Here is an 18,375-nt window from a genome sequence, read left to right as displayed (position 1 = left end):
TATAAATCTCTTATTAGAGTGCTGCATCTTTCACTTTATCTCTACTCACTGATATAATGATACCAACTGTGATACCCGTAAAAACAAGAGAACTTCCTCCCCAACTAAGCAATGGCAACGGTTGTCCAGTTACAGGACCTAAGCCTGTAGCTACCGACATATTAACCATCGCTTGTATAACTAGACTAAAAGTAAGCCCTGCCGATAGTAGCCCACCAAAGGCTCGTCCAGAACTATCGACTGCTTTCATACCTCGATACAAAAACCACAAATAAAGTCCCAACACAAAAACACCTCCGAGCATTCCCCACTCTTCAATAATGATGGAATAGACAAAGTCTGAATCGGCCTGAGATAAGAAATATCTTTGTTGGCTTTTGCCAGGGCCTTTACCTGTTATACCACCATTGGCAATTGCAAAGAAACTTCTTTCTATTTGATAGTCACTATCTTTGTCAGCACCAGGTTTTTTCTTGCCTTTAATACCGTCTACATAATTAACAATACGATTACGAGCGGTTTCGATACGGCTACCTGTACCTGTCATTACCAAAATTGTACCCATCATAAAAAGTCCCATGATGGTATACATTAAATATTGAAAGGGTACTCTTCCAAAAAACATTAACATAAAGCAAGTAGAAAACAATAGCGCCGATGTAGACACATTAGTCAATGCAATACAAGTACAGACGATCAGGATTTTGGCAATCATAGGTACCAACTCCAAAAAAGTATACTCAACATGTTGGCGCTTAGCCAACATTCCTGCCAAATTGGTAATCAATGACAGTTTTGCCAAATCAGATGGCATGAAAGTCATCCCTATCAGCGGCACACGTACCCAGCGACGGGCATCGTTGATAGAAACACCATACTTGTAGGTATAAAGCAATAAAAGAATAGAAAGAATTACTCCAAAGTTTGAGACTGTAGCAAACTTGTGATAATCAAATGTATGAAAATACCACATTGCGCCTAAGCTTGCCACCACAATAGCGGTGTGTTTCACTAAAAATGAAAAAGTGCCTTGACCAGATAATATGGCTAATTTTCCTGTAGCACTAAATACTACAATGATGCTACACATCGATAAAAATGCCACAATTGTCCAAATCTGATAATCTCCTTCAAGGTTTTTTTTTAGCCAATTAGTTATCATAGTTGATAGAATTCTATGGGTATTAAGATAAAGAAGGATTATTTTACGTCTGATAATTCTTTGACAGCTTGCTTAAACTGGCGTCCTCTGTCCTCATAATTTTTAAATAAATCAAAACTAGCACAAGCTGGTGATAATAGAACGACATCGCCTTCAACAGCCAAATTTGCACCTGTTATTACAGCTTCTTTCATTGATTTTGTATCAAAAATTAAAGGTACTTTTTTGCCAAAATAATCAAACAATTTATGATTATCTGTTCCCATACATACAAGAGCTTTAACTTTACTTGCGACTAATTCATCTATTTGGCTATAGTCATTTCCTTTGTCTACCCCTCCCATAATCAACACTATGGGTTCATTGAAACTCCCCAGTGCATAAAATACAGAGTCAACGTTTGTGGCTTTTGAGTCATTCACAAATGAAACCCCATTGATGATTCCTACTGGTTCTAAACGATGTTCTACGCTTTGAAAAGAAAGTAATCCCTTAGTAATTTGTTCGTTGCTTAAGCCAATGGCTTGAGATGCCAATACTGCACAACTTGCATTGATGCTATTATGAGTTCCTTTAATCGGTAATTGGTCTATTTCTACTTGGAATATCTGCTCATGAACTTTAGCTTCAATAATACCATTTTGAACAAAAGCCCCCTGCTCAACTTCTTCTTGAATCGACACTGGCAGGTGGTTCACATGATACGTTTTCTCCATCAGTTCTTTAGCCAAGGCTTCACTTTCTTGAAAATAGATAAAATGATCCGTAGGAGTCATATTTTGTAAAATTCTGAACTTTGAATTCACATAATTTTGAAAATTATACTCATAACGGTCAAGGTGATCAGGCGTAATATTTAATAAAATTGCAATATCAGCCTTAAAATCATAGCAGTTATCAAGCTGGAAACTAGAAAGTTCCAGCACGAAATAATCAAAAGTGTCTTCAATAACTTGTTTAGCAAAGCTCTCTCCGACATTTCCGGCCAAGCCAACCTTTAAGCCTGCCGATTTGAGAATATGATAAACCAAAAGAGTCGTCGTAGTTTTACCATTACTTCCTGTAATCGCAATAATTTTGGCTTTCGTATATCTCGATGCAAACTCTATTTCAGAGATAATTGGTTTACGTAAAGATTTCAGTTTTTTAATTAATTCCACTTTATCAGGAATTCCGGGGCTTTTGATAATTTCATCTGCATCCAAAATAAACTCTTCATTGTGTTGCCCCTCTTCGTACGGAATATCATTTTTCTCTAAAATTTCTTTGTACTTGTCAGACAAAGCTGATTTATCAGATAAAAAAACTTCATATCCTTTGCTTTTTGCCAACAAAGCTGCACCTACGCCACTTTCACCACCTCCTAAGATTACAATTTTCATAACAGTTTTATTTTTGGGATAAAGCTTTAATTCTTTTTGTATTTTACTTTAATTTATCATTTTAAGCCTCATCAAAAAATACTTATTTCTCATTATTTCAATTTTGCTGAGTGAAAGTCTTTTTTGACATTGCAAAATAATCAAAAAGCGCTTTACCAAATATGCTTTAAAAAATAAAAAACAAAAGTCTGACACCTCAAGCATCAGACTTTTATTAAAAAGCAAAATATTCTAATATCTATTCAAATTTCTTGTCTGTCATTCCTACTTTACTAGCAGCTTTGATTACCAAGAAAATAACCCATGCCACAATCAGGAAATTGACCGAAATTTGAACAAAATTACCAAATTTCATTGCTACCTCTACTTGATTTTCGGCAGGATTAGCTGCCTTAAGTATGACTTTCCAAGTAGAAAAATCAATCCCTCCTAAAAACAAGCCGACAACTGGCATCAAAATATCTTCAACGAGAGATGTCGTAATCTTACTAAATGCTCCACCAATTACAACCCCAATTGCCAAATCGAGCACATTGCCTTGCGAGATAAAGTTTTTAAATTCTTTTAACATCGGTTGTTTAGTTTAGGTATCATGGAAATGTATATAAAAGGCCTATGCCTAAATTTTGAGCTACTTGTAACTTAGCACTCTGATCTTGATAGTACATAGCAATAATATCAAAAGTTGTACTAATATATTTATTCACTTTCGCTGTAAACTTGGCATCCAAACGATTATCCATTGCGGCTAAGTCATTATATTTAATAAACAAAGCATAACGAGCTTTAAGATTAATATTCTTAGCGACATCTTTATCTAACGTTGCAACAATTTGCATTAAGGCTACATCATTTTTAATAGTTTTACCATCTGGTACGCCATATCTTTCTCCAGTTTTTGTAAATGCAATGTTATTATCTGCAACAATAGTTTGGCGGAGAGCGCCTGGTGCAAAAGACATATTAAATACTTTTGAGGGCTTCCATTCAAGACCTATCGACTCGGTAATATAAGCTGGTGAGAATAAATTAGACACTAGCAAATCTGCCTTTGAGGTTGTTCCATCAGGATTAGCAACCTCTACTCCTGCACCATAATTATATCCTTTTGAAAATTGCGTTTGAAAGTTGAGGTTAGCAATAAACAACCATTGAGGTGAAATTTTACTACCCAACTTTGTATCAAAAAATATTCTATCGATTGTTTTTCTTAATCCACTACCATTATCCTGTAAGCCATACTGCATTTGTAAATCATTTACCCAGTTGACTTTTCCTCTATTATATTCACCTTTTGCATTAAAAAACACGTTGAATCCGACAGATCCTTTCGCACCTTGAACAGAACTCCAAGCATCATTAAAACTAGCTTGGTTAAAGTTGGCACCAAAAGCAGTCTTTTTTTTCCAGTAAGAAGTATCCTTTTTTGCCTCTTGTGCAATTGTTGCACAACCTACACTTAAAATTGAGAGTGTTAATAAAATTTTTTTTAGCATGGCTCTAATATGTATTGATTGTAGAATTTCCACTCTCCTTCTCAACACAAATCTGGCTTTACAGGTCTGATTCTACCTATGAGTCATGTGTAAAAATTTCAATCTTTTCCTTCTGTAAAACGTTTAAAGGTAAAATTGTCTGTGTTTCGCCAGTTTGTAATGTTAAGGAGGTAGTGTCAAATGAAACAATGGTGCCTTTTACACCATTTACTTCAATGACTTGTCCTTCTTTAAATTTATTTTTGCTATAAAAGTTAGACAGAATATTCATTAAAACGTCACGCGAAGCAAAGCCGTATCCAATCGCAAATGCTAAAACCACTCCTCCAATAATTAAATTGAAGCTTGACTCCAATAGGCTAGTCTCTATTCCAGCCTGTTTAAGGGAGGCAATCAACGCAATTACAAAAAAGAAGAAAAAAACAATATTGCCTAGAAGCTTCGCAGAATCAATTTTAAATGAATTGCATAAATTTATTACTGTATTTTTAAGTGTATCTGCAATCATTAATCCTGCAAACAACAAAATAGCCGAAGCTATCAATTTGGGTATTAAGTTAACTAAAGATGCAACCATATCTGTCAGTACTTGCATGCCTAACGTTTCAGTAGAGGCCGTAATAAATACCAACATGATAAAGTATTGTAATACTTTAGAAACAATCAAACTTAGTTTCAGCTCTCCAAATCTAGCTATAACGTCAATTTTATTTAGTTTGTCTCCTAAACGGTCAAACCCTGATTTTTCAAGGGCTGTTTTTAATATTCTACTTACCAGTTTTGACATTATTGAACCCACAATCAACAAGATAGAGGCTCCTAATAACTTAGGCACAAAGCCTGTTAACTGCTCTAATAATTTACGAAATGTATCAATTAAAATGTCTTGGATATTTGGCATGGTCAATAAAAGCGATTATAATTATGAAAGTAAAGAGCTATTGTTCATCTTTAGTTGTAATGGATGAATCATCACTTCGAGTATTCAACGAAGCTGTTATGGTGTTGATGAAATTACCAACATACAAATCTATAATTATAGAAGTGTTGCGAATTGTATCTATTTCTGATACAAGAGCTCGCTTGAGACTTTCTGGAGCCTTTTCTGAGGATTCTAAATCTTTAAAGGGATTTTCAGCCATATATATTTAAGTAATTAGCGTATTTGGAACCAAATTTAGTCATTTCCAAATAACAAGCTAAGTGCCTTAGCAATAATTATTCCCCAAATAAGAGTGGATTCGAGATAAACCTTTCTGATTTTTTCTTTGGCTCGAAGCAAGCGCATTTTCACTGCACTTTCAGATATGTCTAGGGTAGATGATATTTCCTTAATAGACAAATCATCCTGATATTTCATCATCAGTATAGATTTTTCTTCTGGTTGCATCTGAGACAAGGCCTCACGAAGCTTAGTAGCCTCCATTTCAGCCATTTCTGCTCCTTCGTCATAGTCTTCGATATCGAAGTTTTCATCCATTAAGGTTTCAGAATAACGTTTAGCCAAACGAGTCTGGTCAATACAATAATTGTATGTAATGGAATATAACCATGTAGAAAACTTAGCAGTTTCTTTATACGATGATATGTTCATTACCAATTTAAGAAAGATATCATGTGCGAAATCTTCGGCGCGTGCTTCATCTTTCACAAATGAGAGGCATTTGCGATATACCTTATCAGAATATCTATCATATAAATGTTCAAAATAGATATTTTTCTGAGTTTCGATAAAAAGCTTTACAAGCTTTTCATCAGTTTCTTTTTTAAGATTAGCTTTCATTAGCAGACTTTGATTTAGCTCAGGCGGGTTTCATATAGTTTTACTGAAAAAGATAGTGGTTATTAGTCAATTATTATTGTTTGCCTACATAAAATAAAGATGGCAAGTTAACAAAAAACTTTATATAAACAGGGTAGTATCTCCTGAATCTTATTAAGCGTCGTTGTATTCCTACTTGTATTTGTATAAAAATAATTTAATGTACCCGTTATTTAATCACTAAGCAACTCATAATTTACTGATTATAAAGCTATTGACGTTAAAAATACCAAATATGCTACAATTATATCTAATAATATAATTAATCGAATAAAATAATTGATAAGTAAGGAAAAAAGTAAATAAAAGCTATAAAATTTATACTAATAAATTTATTTTTAATTATAAAAAATAAGAGCCTCTTTTTGAGAGGCTCTTAGTAAAAATATGGTCTTCAAGCGATTAAGCTAAAGCAATACGTTTGAATTCTGTGATTGTCAAACCTTTTTGAGTTTGCTCCAACAATTGTTTGATATTGATTGAAGAATCTTTAACAAACTGTTGGTTCAACAAAGTAGATTCTTTATAGAATTTCTCTAATCTACCTGTTGCAATTTTATCTAACATAGCTTCTGGCTTACCTTCAGCACGAGCTTGCTCTCTACCAACTTCAATTTCACGTTCGATAGTAACAGCATCAACACCGTCTTTGTCCAAAGCAACTGGTTTCATTGCAGTGATTTGCATAGCGATATCTTTACCTACTTCTTGAACATCAGCACCAGAAGTATTAGCAAATGCTACCAATACACCGATTTTGTTGTTCGAGTGAATGTAAGAAACTACTTTCTCTGCAGTTACATTTTCGTAACCTGCGATAGTAATTTTCTCACCAATTTTACCCGTCAATTCGATAATATTTTCTTCTGCAGTACGTCCGTCAGACAATGTAGCAGCTAATACGTCTTCTTTAGTAGCAGCATTATTTGATACCGCTGCTTCTAACAAAGCAGAAGCCAAGTTATTGAAATCTGCTACCTTAGATACAGGTTCTGTTTCGCAAGCTAAGGCAAGCAATTTACCATTTGAACCATCTTCGCTGATAGAAATCAATACAACTCCTTCATTAGTAGCGTTGTCAGCACGTTTAGCTGCAACTTTTTGTCCAGCTTTACGAAGAATATCGATAGCGGCTTCAAAATCGCCATTAGCTTCAGTTAGGGCTTTTTTGCAATCCATCATGCCCGCACCTGTCATTTGTCTTAGTTTATTAACGTCTGCTGCTGTAATAGCCATCGTTTTGTATATTTTAAGATTAAAATTTCTATTAAACTTCTAAGCTTTGAAAGTATTAATACCTTTGGTAATAGCCTTTTCGCAACAATTACTTATTTCTTAATAGCCTCCCAAAACTAACAGAATAGCCCACAGAAAACTATGGGCTATTCAAATGGTAATAATTATTTCATTGACACTTAATAACTTAAGTACATTAATGTCAATTTACGAAAGAAAGTCTATAGGCTAATAGCCCCATCTGCTATTAAGCTTCTTCTTCTTTTTCGTATTTAGCTGCTAATTTCGCTGCTTCGCGTGCTGCTTCTTCTTCCTCTGCGGCTTTCTTTGCCTCTTCTTCTTCAGCGATACGAGCATCGTCTTTATCTTGCTTACGCTCCATCAAACCTTCTTCGATTGCTTTACCAATAGCCAAGGTAATCAAGGCGATTGATTTGTAAGCATCATCATTTGCTGGAACTGGGAAATCCACTAAATCAGGGTTTGAGTTAGTATCGCACATAGCAAAAACTGGGATACCCAAACGTTTTGCTTCAGCAACAGCAATGTGCTCACGCTTAACGTCAACGATAAACAAAGCAGCAGGAAGACGAGTCAAATCAGTGATACCACCTAATACTCTATCCATTTTCTCTCTGTCACGAGTCATCATCAAACGCTCACGCTTAGCTAATGCCTTAACTGTTTCTTCGTCTTTCAACATCTTTTCAATCTGTCCCATCTTCTTGATAGATTTACGAACAGTTGCAAAGTTTGTCAACATACCACCCAACCAACGGTCAGTAACGAAAGGCATTTTCAAACGACGTGCTTCTTCAGAAACAATCTCTTGAGCTTGTTTCTTTGTAGCAACGAACATTACTTTACGTCCAGAACGAACGATACTTTTGATAGCAGTACATGCTTCGTCCAAACAAGCCAAAGTCTTGTTCAAATCGATGATGTGAATGCCATTTTTCTCCATAAAGATGTATGGAGCCATTCTTGGATCCCACTTACGTGTTAAGTGTCCGAAGTGAACACCAGCATCCAATAAGTTTTTGTATTCTAATTGTGCCATTTGTATATTGTTGAATTAGATTCAACACTAAATGATGAAAAAATATGAGTAAATAATCGCTGTGGCATCGGTCACTGCAAGCCTGACAGCAATAAGCATTTGGCATAGGAATAACAAGCAGCCCATTGCTGGGCTGATATTCGTAGCCGAATGCCGTAAAATATTAACGTTTCGAGAACTGGAATCTACGACGTGCTTTACGACGACCTGGTTTCTTACGTTCTACCATACGAGGGTCACGAGTCAAGAAGCCTTCTTTTTTCAATGGAGGACGCAATTCGCTATCAATTTCCTGCAATGCTCTAGAAATAGCCAAACGGATTGCTTCTGCTTGTCCTTTGATACCACCGCCATCAACGTTTACTTTAACATCATAAGTACCTTCAGTTTTTGTTAAAGCGAAAGGTTGATTAACGATGATTTGTAAAATTTCTGATGGAAAATATTCTTTAATTTCACGACCGTTGATGATGATTTCGCCCTTACCTGGAGTCATGTAAAGACGCGCAACAGCCGTTTTTCTTCTTCCTAATGTATTAGTTACTTCTGCCATTGTTTTATAGAGAAGTTATCGGTCGTAGTGGCGCTCCCAACTACAACTAATAACGATTATTAGAATTTAATTTCTTTTGGTTGTTGAGCTACGTGTGGGTGTTCAGTACCTGCATAAACGTGCAAGTTTGTGAACAAACGACGACCTAAACGGTTTTTTGGAAGCATACCTTTTACTGCTGCTTCAACTACGCCTCTAGGGTTTTTGCTCAACACTTCTCTTGGAGTAGCAAAACGCTGACCACCTGGATAACCAGTGTGACGAGTGTAAACTTTATCAGTTAATTTCTTGCCAGTAAAACGGATTTTATCAGCATTAATTACGATAACGTTATCACCACAGTCAACATTCGGAGTGTAGCTTGGCTTGTGTTTACCACGTAAGATTTTAGCAATCTCAGAAGTTAAACGACCTACGATTTGGTTTTCTGCATCTACGATTACCCATCCCTTCTCTACGGTAGCTTTGTTAGCTGAGATGGTTTTGTAACTTAAAGTATCCACTTTTGTTCTAAGTTTTAATGTTATGAATCATCTTTTACAGATGACGGAATACACCTGATTTTCAATGATTTTGCCTTATTTCCTTTCTGAACGGGCATCCAGTCGAAAATGGGAATGCAAAATTACTGAATATCATGACGATATACAAATAATTACAAGGAAAATTTTCATGTAAAAGCCTATTCTTTCTATTTTTCTTCTCGATTGATTTGCACCTCTTTAGCACAGAGACTTAGCAGTAAAGAAGATTTTTCTGAGCCTTAATTTCTCTTTAGAACCTTCCCTCTAAATATTGGCTACTTTGAACTTGCATATATCTTGTTCAATATTTATCTAAGAAAACTTTATCTTTGAATAATGCGTTTAGCTCGTGACCTATATTGAGGTTACATTTGTTTTTTTATTTATCAAAAACTGTATTGTTTTTACTCAGTCTGACAATTCCATAAATTCTATGAACATTCAAGGTATTCCAGCGCCAAAGGCTCCTATCAAACCTTATCCTATGACCATCCACGAGGATACTCGTGTTGATAATTATTATTGGCTAAATGACCGTGAAAACCCAGAAGTAATTGCCTACCTTGAAGCAGAAAATGCTTATACAGAAAAGGTTATGTCTCCGACAAAAGCTTTTCAAGAAGAACTTTTCGAAGAAATGAAAGGGCGAATAAAAGAGCAGGACGAATCCGTTCCTTACCGTGATGGAGATTACTACTATTACTCTCGTTATATCGAAGGCGGAGAATATCCTCTGTATTGTCGAAAAAAACACTCGATGGAAGCGGAAGAAGAAATCCTTTTAGACGGTAATGCTCTTGCAGAAGGAAATGACTATTTCTCGATTGGTGGCTATGATATTTCGGACAATAATCAAATATTAGCGTATAGTATTGACACTATCAGCCGTCGTAACTATACGCTTTATTTCAAAAACCTTCAAACTGGCGAGCTGTACCCAGAAACTATTGAGAATACAGAAGGTGGAGCTTATGCTTGGGCAGCCGACAATCAAACCATTTTTTATCTACAACGTGACCCTCAAACTTTATTGGCTTCAAAAGTTTATCGCCATAAATTAGGAACATCAGCCTCAGAGGATGTTTTGGTATATACAGAGGAAGACCCGCAATTTTATATGGGATTGGGGCGTATGAAATCTAAAAAATATATTGTTTCGGTTTCTGACCATAACGGCGTTTCTACAGAATATCGCTTGTTAGAGGCATCTAACCCCGAAGGTGAATTTAAAGCGTTTTACCCTCGTCAGCATGGGTTACAATATTCGATAGAACATTTTGAAGACAAATTCTATATCCGTACAAATGAGGGTAATGCAACTAACTTCAAACTAATGGAAGCCTCTGAAAATGAGTCGTATGATATTGAAAATTGGAAAGAAGTAATCGCACACCGTGAAGATACTTATTTGGAGGGCATAGATGTTTTTCGTCATCATTTGGTATTAACAGAACGTAGCAGTGCGCTAATTCATTTGAGGGTAATTAACCAACGTACACAAAAAGAACATTATTTGAATTTTGGCGAACCTGCCTACGATGCAGGTGTTGGATACAATCCCAACTTTGATACTGATTTACTTCGCTTTCACTATACTTCATTGACCACTCCAAGTTCGGTTTTTGACTATAATATGGATACACAGGAAAAGACGCTTATGAAAGAGCAGGAAGTCCTTGGTGTATTCAATAAAGAAGATTATCAGACCGAAAGGCTTTTTGCGACTGCACGTGATGGAGTACGAGTACCAATTTCAATTGTGTACAAAAAAGGATTCAAAAAAGATGGTTCGCAACCTTTGTTGCAGTATGCGTATGGCTCGTATGGCTATTCTATTGACCCGTATTTCTCGGCTGCACGTTTGAGTTTGTTAGACAGAGGTTTTGCTTTTGCAATTGCACATATTCGTGGGGGACAAGAAATGGGACGTCCTTGGTATGAAAATGGGAAAATGCTTCAAAAGAAAAATACTTTCTTTGATTTTATTGATGTTTCAGAGTATTTAATTCAAGAAAAATGGACGTCAAAAGATAAGCTTTTTGCCAACGGTGGCTCGGCAGGTGGCTTATTGATGGGCGCTATTATCAACTATCGTCCAGACCTATACAAAGGTATCTTGGCCGCTGTTCCTTTTGTCGATGTTGTTACAACCATGTTGGATGAAACTATTCCACTTACCACAGGAGAGTGGGAAGAATGGGGAAATCCCAAAGAAAAAGAGTATTATGACTATATGAAATCTTACTCACCTTATGACAATGTCGTAGCCCAAGAATATCCGAATATGTTGGTTACAACAGGTTTGCACGACTCGCAGGTTCAGTATTGGGAGCCAGTAAAATGGGTTGCTAAACTTCGTGAGCTAAAAACTGATAATAACATCTTGCTTATGCACTGCGATATGTCGACAGGGCACGGTGGCGCATCAGGACGCTTCCAAAGATTTAAGGAAGTTGCTAGAGATTATGCCTTTATTCTAAGTTTAGTGTAACAGATAGGCTATCAGGTTCTTGGCTAAATAATTTGTCAAAAAACATTAATTTTGAAATGAAAAGCAGCCCCCATTAGCATCACCTGATAGCAAAAAAAGCAATTCAAAAATACGTTTATTACGATCATTATAAAACTTATGTATCTCGACCAAAAAGTCATTTGGATTACAGGAGCCTCTTCGGGTATTGGAGAAGCGCTAGCACTGGAATTAGCGAAATTTCCAGTCAAATTAGTCTTGTCGGCTCGTCGAAAAGAAGAGTTGGAACGAGTCGCTTCTCTGACGAGATTATCCTCCAAAGACCTTTTGATACTACCTATGGATATGCTGGCTATAGATACAATGCCCCAGAAAGTTCAGGAGGTTATTGCATATTTTGGGCAAATAGACATTGTTGTTCAAAACGCAGGTATATCGCAGCGGTCGATGGTAAAAGATACCGTTTTTCAGGTATATCGAGATTTAATGGAGATTAACTTTTTTAGTATAGTAGCTTTAACACAAGCAATTTTACCACATTTTACCCAAAGACAGTCAGGGCATTTTGTAGCAATCAGCAGTGTGGCAGGCAAAATTGGAACTCCATTACGTGGTGGTTATGGAGCCACCAAACATGCTGTAATTGCCTTTTTTGACTCCTTAAGAGCAGAGGTTTTTCCTGATAATATAAATGTAACTGTTATTTGCCCGGGCTATATCAAAACACAGATTTCGTTTAATGCGCTTTCTGGGGACGGTAGTAAACATAACCAAATGGACTCCAATCAGGCAAAAGGGATGCTTCCGGATGAATGTGCACGCCAAATTGTAGAAGCGATTATTGCCAAAAAATCGGAAGTATATATCGGTGGATGGTATGAAGTTATGGGCGTATATCTCAAACGCTTCTTCCCAAATCTGGTTTACAGAACTTTACGATTAAAAAAATCATAAATTACAAAAAGGGGATAATGATGTCATTATCCCCTTTTTATTAATCAGTTATCTAAATTTACTGGTTTACTTTCCTGTTGCATTAACCACTTTTCCAGCATTCATTTCCATATAATCGAGCGTTAAGTTGGTCATGGCTTTCATACCTAATACAAAACCACCTTCGTCGATATAGAAATCAGGCGTATGATGCGAGGCTGTTTCAGATTCTTTCTTACCTTTTGGCGCACCTCCAAGGAAAAAGAACAATCCCGGCACTTTTTCTTGGTAAAAAGCAAAGTCTTCTGCACCAGTAGCCGCCGATGTCAAGAACACATTTTCTTTTCCAGCAACTGCTTCCAGCGTTGGAACCATCTTTTCTGTCAAAGAAGGGTCATTGTAAGTGACAGGGCACATTTTTGTAATGCTTACTTCAGCAATAGCTCCAGCACTTTCAGCAATGTTTGTGGCTACTTGCTTCATTCGAGCATGAATCATATCCTGCACCTGTGTATCTAATGTACGAATCGTACCATTCATATTAAGTTCCTCTGGAATAATATTACTTCTTACACCAGCATTGATTTGTCCAACAGTAACCACGGCTGCTGACTCAGTAAGAGGAGCATTACGGCTAACAATCGTTTGCAAGCCCATCACGATTTGCGAGGCAGTTACAATAGGATCGATACCTTGCCAAGGAGTAGCACCATGTGCTTGTTTGCCTTTCAATTTAATTTTGAACCAGTCAGAAGCGGCCATTGTACCTTTAGGACGGTAGCGAATCGTTCCAACAGGAGCCTGTGCACTGATATGTAAACCGAAAATTGCATCTACTTTTGGATTTTCGAGAACACCTTCTTTGACCATCAAACCAGCCCCGCCTTCTTCACCTTCAGGAGCACCCTCTTCAGCAGGTTGGAAAATGAACTTTACGGTACCTTTCAATTCACTTTTCATACTAGCCAAAATTTCGGCAGTACCCATCAATATCGCCACGTGCGAATCATGTCCACATGCGTGCATCACGCTTACAGATTGTCCGTTATATTCACCCATTGCTTTGGAAGCAAAAGGGATGTCTACTCTTTCTTTTACAGGAAGGGCGTCCATATCGGCACGTAATGCAATTACAGGACCCGGCTTTCCTCCTTTCAAAATTCCAACAACGCCCGTTTTGGCTACACCCGTTTGTACCTCAATACCCAGCGAACGAAGATGAGCCGCAACTTTTTCGGAGGTCTTAAATTCACGGTTACTTAATTCAGGATTTTGGTGGAAGTCACGACGCCACGTTACAACTTTAGACTCAAGAGATTGTGCTTTTTGTGCTACTTTAGCTTTGAGCGCTACTGTTTGAGCAAATGACATAAAGGCGCCTAGAAGCAAAGCACCAGAAAGTACTATTTTTTTCATGGAATGTGTTAAGGTTTGTGTGATGACACTTTACTAAAGTGAGAATAATAGTTATGAATTGATTGATTTAATCACAAAATACACTATTCTACTTTCATGAATTTACTTGATTAGAGTAAGTATTCCAAGTTTTGAATAGTTTGTATTACTTATTTCTCATAAATAACGTAAAATGGAGTTGATTTTAATTACGTTTTGCAGTCACTAAAAAACTTAGTCATACGAAGTAAAATCTACTCTCTTTTCCCATATTTCAATACCAAACTTTAGTTGTACTTTTAACATAGAAGCGATTAAAACAGACAAAAAGTAGCTTATTATGAAAGAAGATTGAAACCTTAAATTATAATATATTTCAAAACTTTTTTTGAAAGTATTAGTTATAACAATAAGTAGTAAAATCGTAACAGCTACAAGAATTTAACGTCTGCCCATAGTTAATACAGTAATATGATACATTGTATGTATTCTGCACTCGCTCCATTTTCAAAAGTATCCAAAATATTATAAGTATATTTTGCAATAACATATTCAATATTATTACTTTAAGCTATAAATTTTCTAATACGCAAGATTGTAATACAGAAAGCTATTTCTCTTAGACTGAGAAGTGTATATGAGATTTATATTTGGGTTCTTATCTACATTTTGAAAAAAATTCTTTAAAAGCTCTTCGTATAAATAGTCAGATATGAGCAGTTATTGAAATTATGGCAATTTTGTCGATTATGAATATTTTTTTATACATCATATCTCATTATGAGAAAATTTTACTGCTACATATTACGGTTTTGGCACATAAAATTTTGTTATAACAATTTTCTGTATGTACATTTGCTTTTTAACACATTCAAACTAAAATTTCTTTAAAATATGCTGTAATTATTTACAAACACATATCAACAAATTAAAACATAGTCTGTAATCATTTCAATTAGTCCATTTTTAAAACTATAATTATTCAAAATCTGCAATAAGCAGTAATTCCATTGGCTAGCACTAGATTCCTTTAAGTGCTATGATATTTCGGCCAAAAAAATCCAGATTTTAGTACTTGTCGAAGCACTTAGCTGCTTTCGTCTGAGAATTCTATGTTTCAACAAAATATATTTTTCTAGTTTCTGCATCAAAATAAGGCTCTTTGGTCTTGTGCATGAATTAATATTGGTTCTAACTACAGTTTTTACACAAAGACTTTATTTATTATTTTTTAACCATTCTTTAACTATTCTAACAAACTAAGTAAACAGGTGATGAGAAAATCTCTACTCAGTATTCTTCTTACAGTGTTTATGTGTGTACAACTTTTTGCACAGGATAAAACTGTATCAGGAAAAGTGACATCATCAGACGATGGTTCACCACTTCCAGGTGTTAACGTTTCTGTAAAAGGAACTAGCCGAGGTACCACAACAAGCTCGAATGGTACATACAAAATTGCAGTTTCTGGCAATGCAACATTGGTTTTCACCTTTGTTGGTTTCGAAGCTCGTCAGGTTTCTGTTGGCAATCGTTCGACAGTTGATGTTCAATTAACGTCAACTTCACAAGAACTTGCTGAAGCAGTTGTTGTAGGTTATGGTACTCAATCTCGTAAAACTCTAACTGGGTCTCAAGCCTCGGTAAAAGGTTCTGAAATTGCTACAATGCCAACTAACAGTTTTGACAAAGCACTTCAAGGCCGTGCCGCAGGTGTTCAGGTATTAGGAGCCAATGGTACACCAGGTGGTGCAGCTCAAATTCGTGTTCGTGGGGTTGGTACAATCAAAGGAGGTACAGACCCATTGTATGTAGTTGATGGAGTTCAAATCAACTCTAATGCTGGTTCGGCTGCATTTACAAGCAGTAACCCATTGAACTATCTAAACCCAAATGATATCGAATCTATTGAGGTATTGAAAGATGCTGCTTCGGCTGCTATTTATGGTGCTGCGGCGGCGAACGGTGTAGTTTTGATAACAACTAAAAAAGGGAAAGCAGGAAAAACAAAAGTAAATTTTGATTATTATACAGGTTATGTAGAACCGACCAAATACTTGAATGTATTAAATACACAAGAGTGGATTAAAGTTCGTGCAGAAGCTATAACTAATCAAGGTACTGAGGCTGGAGCTGCTTTGAGAAGTACGCTATCAAGTATTCGTTTAGATCCAAATTTGACTGCTGATCAAATTGCAGCATTGCCTACTTACGATTGGCAAAAAGAGTCTTATGTATCTGGTAGAACTAACAACTACAGCATTAGCTTAAGTGGTGGTAGTGACAAAAGTACTTTCTATTTGTCGGGTACTTATAACTCAACAGATGCAAACGTTCGTAACGTAGACTATAAGGGTGGTAACTTAAACGCCAAAATCAGTAGCAAACTTAACAACCGTATTACAATTGATAACTCAATCAACTTGAGTTCATTTGTTCAGAGAGGTCAATTTGGTGGCCCTGGTGGTGGTAGTTTCTTAGGTTCTCCAACATTCTCTGCTCCATTGATTATTCCTGTAAATCCATTTTATAAAGAAGATGGTACTTATTATGGAACACCTGCTGATGGTGGTCTTGCTGGTATTTTGAACCAAAACGTATTGCAAGTAAGTGAGCTAAATAAAATTTATTCACGTGTAAATCAAGCTATTGCTTCAACCTCTATCAACTACAAAATCAATAGCAAGTTATCGTTCCGTCCTTCGGCAAGTATTGATTATCGCTTTATTAAAGGTTATAATTTCCAAGACCCTCGTACAGCTGATGCTTTTAATGTGAAAGGTAGAATTCAAGATCAAAATACTGAAAACATCAACATATTATTCAATGCTGTTTTGAACTACAGTACTCAAATTGACAATGTTCATAACATTAGTGCATTGGTTGGTGCTGAGTACAGAGATGACCAGTCTTCGAATGTGCAGCAAACGGCAGAGGGTATTCCAACTCCACAATTTATTGTAGCAGGTGCTGCGGCAAACCCTATTACAACTTTCGCTTCTTGGTCAGGTTACAAAAAATCTGGTGTATTCGGACGTGTTAATTACGACTATTCAGGAAAATATTTACTAGGATTGACCGCACGTTATGATGGTTCTTCTAGATTTGGCTCTAACAACCTTTGGGGTTTCTTCCCTGGAGTTTCTGTAGGATGGGATGCAGCACAAGAAGACTTCTTAAAAACAAGTTCAATTGTAAACCAATTAAAATTACGTGCTAGTTATGGATCATTAGGAGCTGACCAAATCGGTAACTTCGATTCAAGAGGATTATTTGGTGGTGGATTTAACTACAATGGTGTGAGTGGTATTGCTCCAACGCAGTTAAGCAACCCTAATCTACGTTGGGAACAAAACGTAACCACTAACTTGGCATTAGACTATGGTTTGTTTAATAACCGTTTACAAGGTTCTGTTGAATATTTCATTAGAACAAGTAAAGACCTTATTTTAGATCGTCCTGTTTCATGGTTGAGTGGTTATAGTACTATCTCTGAGAATGTTGGTGAACTACAAAACAAAGGCTTGGAATTGGATGTAAAACTTGTTGCAGTAGATAAATCAGCAGATAACAAAGGTTTTAAATGGACTACTTCATTCAACTTTACATATATCGACAACAAAGTTACTAAGCTATACGATACATTGACAACACTTCCTGGTCGTGCGGTTGATGGATGGATCAAAATTGGTTATCCTGTAAACTCTATTTACACAGCACAATATGCAGGTGTAAACCCAGCTACTGGGCGTGCGATGTGGTATGATAATAATGGTAATATTATTTATCGTTTAGCGGGTGATGTTAATTCTTATTCTAGAATTATTGGTAGTCAAATTCCAAAATACTATGGAGGTTTAACCAACTCGTTTTCATACAAAGGTTTTGATTTAGAAGTATTTTTCAACTACGAATTTGGTAGAACAGTATTCAATAACCAATCTGCATTTATGGCCGAAAACGGTGGTCGTGCATTTAACACATTGCGTTCTATTTATGAGAACAGATGGACAGCCCCAGGTCAAATTACGTCGGTACCAAGACCATACAACGGAAACGCAGAGACATTGGGCTCTGGCATAACAGCAGGCTCTCGCTTTTATGAAGATGCTTCATTCATTCGTTTGAAAACTGTAACATTCGGCTACAATGTTCCAAGTTCATTATTGAAGCAAATCAAAATTGAAAGAGCAAGATTATATGTACAAGCATACAACTTGTATACATGGACTAAGTGGACTGGTTTTGACTCAGAATTTATCAATTTGGGTAGTGGAAATAACGGTACTATTCCACAACCACGTACTATCACTTTTGGAGTACAACTTGGTCTATAATTTTA

15 protein-coding genes are annotated in these 18,375 nt (G+C 36.3%); 3 read left to right on the top strand and 12 right to left on the bottom strand.

Annotation, left to right across the window (positions count from 1 at the left end):
- Positions 1-13: 13 nt before the first annotated feature.
- The 11 genes from QM491_RS08145 to rplM all read right to left on the bottom strand — a co-directional run bounded on the left by QM491_RS08145 (position 14) and on the right by rplM (position 9,214).
- Positions 14-1,162 (bottom strand): FtsW/RodA/SpoVE family cell cycle protein, encoded by a 1,149-nt coding sequence (locus QM491_RS08145; RefSeq protein WP_283327010.1) that lies wholly within the window; start codon positions 1,160-1,162, stop codon positions 14-16.
- Positions 1,163-1,200: 38 nt separating this feature from the next.
- Entirely contained in the window at positions 1,201-2,544 is a 1,344-nt protein-coding gene (gene murD, locus QM491_RS08140) for a UDP-N-acetylmuramoyl-L-alanine--D-glutamate ligase (RefSeq protein WP_283327009.1), read from the bottom strand.
- Positions 2,545-2,782: 238 nt separating this feature from the next.
- Positions 2,783-3,115 carry a large conductance mechanosensitive channel protein MscL gene (mscL, locus tag QM491_RS08135; RefSeq protein WP_283327008.1) on the bottom strand — a complete coding sequence of 111 codons (333 nt, stop codon included), beginning with the start codon at positions 3,113-3,115 and terminating at the stop codon, positions 2,783-2,785.
- 19 nt (positions 3,116-3,134) lie between these two features.
- A complete protein-coding gene (locus QM491_RS08130; protein ID WP_283327007.1) occupies positions 3,135-4,040 on the bottom strand; it encodes a DUF3078 domain-containing protein in 906 nt (301 codons plus the stop codon).
- A 76-nt stretch (positions 4,041-4,116) separates the two neighbouring features.
- Entirely contained in the window at positions 4,117-4,941 is an 825-nt protein-coding gene (locus QM491_RS08125) for a mechanosensitive ion channel family protein (protein WP_283327006.1), read from the bottom strand.
- 37 nt (positions 4,942-4,978) lie between these two features.
- Positions 4,979-5,182 (bottom strand): hypothetical protein, encoded by a 204-nt coding sequence (locus QM491_RS08120; protein ID WP_283327005.1) that lies wholly within the window; start codon positions 5,180-5,182, stop codon positions 4,979-4,981.
- 35 nt (positions 5,183-5,217) lie between these two features.
- Positions 5,218-5,823: an RNA polymerase sigma factor gene (locus QM491_RS08115; protein WP_283327004.1), complete on the bottom strand. Its 606-nt coding sequence runs from the start codon at positions 5,821-5,823 to the stop codon at positions 5,218-5,220.
- A gap of 441 nt (positions 5,824-6,264) precedes the next feature.
- Positions 6,265-7,098, bottom strand: a complete 834-nt coding sequence (gene tsf, locus QM491_RS08110; protein WP_283327003.1) for a translation elongation factor Ts — start codon at positions 7,096-7,098, stop codon at positions 6,265-6,267.
- A 247-nt stretch (positions 7,099-7,345) separates the two neighbouring features.
- On the bottom strand, positions 7,346-8,158 hold the full coding sequence (rpsB, locus tag QM491_RS08105) for a 30S ribosomal protein S2 (RefSeq protein ID WP_283327002.1): 813 nt from the start codon (positions 8,156-8,158) through the stop codon (positions 7,346-7,348).
- 163 nt (positions 8,159-8,321) lie between these two features.
- Positions 8,322-8,711: a 30S ribosomal protein S9 gene (gene rpsI, locus QM491_RS08100; protein WP_095161346.1), complete on the bottom strand. Its 390-nt coding sequence runs from the start codon at positions 8,709-8,711 to the stop codon at positions 8,322-8,324.
- A 59-nt stretch (positions 8,712-8,770) separates the two neighbouring features.
- On the bottom strand, positions 8,771-9,214 hold the full coding sequence (gene rplM / locus QM491_RS08095; protein WP_095161345.1) for a 50S ribosomal protein L13: 444 nt from the start codon (positions 9,212-9,214) through the stop codon (positions 8,771-8,773).
- A 454-nt stretch (positions 9,215-9,668) separates the two neighbouring features.
- Between rplM and QM491_RS08090 the strand changes: the two genes are divergently transcribed.
- Entirely contained in the window at positions 9,669-11,726 is a 2,058-nt protein-coding gene (locus tag QM491_RS08090) for a S9 family peptidase (RefSeq protein WP_310589558.1), read from the top strand.
- Positions 11,727-11,864: 138 nt separating this feature from the next.
- Positions 11,865-12,659 (top strand): SDR family oxidoreductase, encoded by a 795-nt coding sequence (locus QM491_RS08085; protein ID WP_283327001.1) that lies wholly within the window; start codon positions 11,865-11,867, stop codon positions 12,657-12,659.
- Positions 12,660-12,725: 66 nt separating this feature from the next.
- Here the strand turns inward: QM491_RS08085 and QM491_RS08080 are convergent, their stop codons facing one another.
- Complete coding sequence (locus QM491_RS08080) at positions 12,726-14,054, bottom strand: amidohydrolase (protein WP_283327000.1); 1,329 nt, start codon at positions 14,052-14,054, stop codon at positions 12,726-12,728.
- A gap of 1,253 nt (positions 14,055-15,307) precedes the next feature.
- Here QM491_RS08080 and QM491_RS08075 point away from each other — a divergent pair.
- Positions 15,308-18,370, top strand: coding sequence for a SusC/RagA family TonB-linked outer membrane protein (locus tag QM491_RS08075; protein WP_283326999.1), 3,063 nt, complete (start codon positions 15,308-15,310; stop codon positions 18,368-18,370).
- Positions 18,371-18,375: the final 5 nt, after the last annotated feature.

Source organism: Flectobacillus longus (assembly GCF_030056705.1).
In the GTDB taxonomy this organism is placed as follows: Bacteria; Bacteroidota; Bacteroidia; order Cytophagales; family Spirosomataceae; genus Flectobacillus; species Flectobacillus longus.
The sequence above is the reverse complement of the archived record's forward strand: the minus strand, read 5'-3'. Positions and strand labels throughout refer to the sequence as shown.